The organism is Nocardia farcinica, from assembly GCF_029867845.1.
GTDB lineage: Bacteria > Actinomycetota > Actinomycetes > Mycobacteriales > Mycobacteriaceae > Nocardia > Nocardia farcinica_A.
In genome coordinates this window covers 1-3076 of record NZ_JARWRU010000962.1, presented here as the reverse complement: position 1 = coordinate 3076, position 3076 = coordinate 1, and the positions used below count along the sequence as shown (strand labels likewise).

Here is a 3076-nt window from a genome sequence, read left to right as displayed (position 1 = left end):
CCCCCCTCACCCTTCCGGTGTTTTAACCCTCCACCCCCCCCCCCCCCCCCCCGGTTCCCTCCAAACCCTCCCCCCCGCCGCGGGTTAACCAATCCCCCCCGCGGGCCCCGGAGCCGGTCGCGAGGACTAGCTGTAGATCCGCTCCACCTCGGCCGCGCACTGCTTCATGACGACATTGCGCTTGAGCGACATCTTCGGGGTCAGCTCACCGGTCTCCTGGGTCCAGTCGACGGTCAGGATGGTGTGCTTCTTGATCTGCTCGGCCTTGGAGACCAGCTTGTTGGTCTCGGCGACCGCGGCCTCGATCTCGGCGATCAGGTCGGGATTCTCGACCAGCTTCTCGATCGGGGTGTCGGCGGGCAGGCTGTTGCGCTCCTTCCAGCCCGGCAGCGCCTCCGGGTCGAGGGTGATCAGCGCGCCGATGAACGGACGGCCGTCACCGACCACCATGACCTGGCTGATCAGCGGGTGCGCGCGCAGGGAGTCCTCGAGCACGGCGGGGGAGACGTTCTTGCCGCCCGCGGTGACGATGATCTCCTTCTTGCGGCCGGTGATCGTGATGAACCCGTCCTCGTCGATGGCGCCGAGGTCGCCGGTCTTGAACCAGCCGTCGGCGAAGGCTTCCTCGGTGGCCTCCGGGTTGCCCCAGTAGCCGTTGAACACGACCGGGCCGCGCAGCAGCAGCTCGCCGTCGTCGGCGATCTTGGCGGCGTGGCCGGGCAGCGGGCGGCCGACCGAGCCGACCCGGATGTGCTCGGGGGTGTTCACGCTGACCGCGGCGGTGGTCTCGGTCAGGCCGTAGCCCTCGTAGATCGTCACGCCGACGCCGCGGAAGAAGTGGCCGAGGCGCGCGCCCAGCGGGCCGCCGCCGGACACCGCGGCCTGGCACTGACCGCCGAGCGCGGTCTTGAGCTTGCTGTAGACCAGCTTGTCGAACAGCGCGTGCTTGAGCTTGAGGCCGAGGCCGGGGCCGCCCTTGTCCAGGGACTCGCTGTAGGCGATGGCGGTCGCCGCGGCGGCGTCGAAGATCTTGCCCTTGCCGCCGTCGTGCGCCTTCTGCTTGGCGGAGTTGTAGACCTTCTCGAACACGCGGGGCACCGAGAGGATGAAGTCGGGCTTGAACGCGCCGAACTGGTCGACCAGGGTGGACCAGTCGGCCGAGTGCGCCACGATCACCTTGGCGTCGAAGGCGGCCAGCGCCACCGCGCGGGCGAACACGTGCGCCAGCGGCAGGAACATGAGGGTCTTCTTGCCCTCGGTCACATACTCCTTGAGCGCCTGCTGGTCGGCCGCCGACTCCGCCCACAGGTTGGCGTGGGTGAGCATGACGCCCTTGGGGCGGCCGGTGGTGCCGGAGGTGTAGATCAGGGTGGCGGGCGAGCTCGCGCCGACCTGCTTGCGGCGCTCGTGCACCACAGCGTCGTCGAGGTCCTTGCCGCGCTCGGTCAGGGTCTCGATCGCGCCCTTGTCGAACTGCAGGATCTCGGCCAGCTTCGGCAGCGCGCCGTCCTCGATCTCGTCGATCACCGCGCGGTGCTTGTCGCTGTCGACCACGAGCAGCTTGGTCTCGGAATCCTGCAGGATCCACTTGGCCTGCTCGGCGGAGGAGCTGTCGTAGATGGCGACGGTGCAACCGCCCGCGGCCCAGATCGCGAAGTCGAGCAGGGCCCATTCGTAGCGGGTGGGGGCCATGATGGCCACGCGGTCACCCAGTTCGATGCCCGCGGCGATCAATCCCTTCGCCACACCGGTCACGGCTTTCGCGAACTCCGCCGCGGTGACGTCCGCCCAGGTGTTCTCGCCATTGGGTACCTTGAACAGCACGGCGTTCGGCGACTGTTCGGCATGGCGGAAGACGTTGTCGGAATTGTTCGCGTCATCCGGGATTGTGTAGGAAGCCGGGACTTCGAACTCTCGCATCAGTGCCCTTCCACGTATGTTTACTCGCAGGTAATCTACGCCACCCGACAGCGTGGTGTCTGCTCGGCTGTCGCATTCTGTTGAAGTCATCAACCCAGGTCGGGTGCTGTGGCGGGTTGTAGTGACGCCATCAGGAACGCCGACAGTTCGCTCACAGCAGCCGCTGCCCGCGCGGTGAGCGAGGCCTGCAGCTGGGCCACATGCCACAACCCGCTGGTCTCGTGGAACCGCACCGGCACGCCGGCTTCGCGCAGTGCCGCCACCAACTCTACGCACTGCCCGTGGAGCAGTTCACCGGTGTCTGCCTGCACGTATGTCGGCGGCAGTCCCGCCATGGGGCCGCGCAGCGGGGCGTAGCCGGTCGAGGCGGGGTCGCCGTCGCCGAGATAGTCCCGCGCGCACCGGCGCGACCAGCGCCGGTTGACCACCAGGTCGCGCTCGCCCGGCGGCGGCAGGTTCGGGTCGCCCCAGGGGGCGATCAGCCCGAGCGCCGCCGGCCGCACACCGCGTTCGGTGACCAGGTGCTGCGCCGTGGCCAGGCTCAGCCCGCCGCCCGCGGAGTCACCCGCGATCGCGATGCGGTCCTGGCGGTGACCGAGGCCGACCAGCGCGTCGAAGGCCGCGAGGGCGTCCTCCAACGCGGCCGGGTGCGGATGTTCGGGAGCCAGCCGGTAGTCCAGCTGATACACCGACGCGCCCGTCTCGTGCGCCAGCCGCGCGGCCAGCGAGCGGTGCGTGGTCGGCGAGCCGATGGTGTAGCCGCCGCCGTGCAGGTAGAGCACCGCGGTCTCCGGGCGCGGCGTGGCCGTCTTGGGCGCGGTCAGCCGTTCGGCCGGGCGGCCGCCGAGCCGCAGCGGCGTCACCGCGGTGTCCGCCGGGACGGGCTGGGCAAGTGAGGCCAGTTCGCTGAGCTTGCGCCGGGCGGTCACCGGCAGGCGATGGTCCATCATCACCCGGAACATCGGGCCGAGCACCGCTCGCATGACGGGCAGGGGGATGTCGAGATCACGCATGGGTCCTCGATCCGTGTCGAACAGGGGGACGCGGGGGGGGGGGCCCCCCCCCCCCCCCCGCCCCCGGGGGCCGGCGGGGGCGGGGGGGGGCGGGGGGGGGGGCGGCCCCCCCGCGGCGCGGCGGGCGGGCGGCCCCCACCCCC

At 70.6% G+C, this 3076-nt stretch carries 2 protein-coding genes; both read right to left on the bottom strand.

From position 1 onward, the window contains the following. Positions 1 to 126: 126 nt before the first annotated feature. The gene (locus QH283_RS21205) at positions 127 to 1920 is read right to left on the bottom strand and encodes an AMP-dependent synthetase/ligase (protein ID WP_280504725.1); all 1794 of its coding nucleotides are present in this window, start codon (positions 1918 to 1920) and stop codon (positions 127 to 129) included. Between the two features lie 89 nt (positions 1921 to 2009). Continuing rightward, positions 2010 to 2933, bottom strand: a complete 924-nt coding sequence (locus QH283_RS21200; protein ID WP_280504724.1) for an alpha/beta hydrolase — start codon at positions 2931 to 2933, stop codon at positions 2010 to 2012. Between the last annotated feature and the right edge of the window lie 143 nt (positions 2934 to 3076).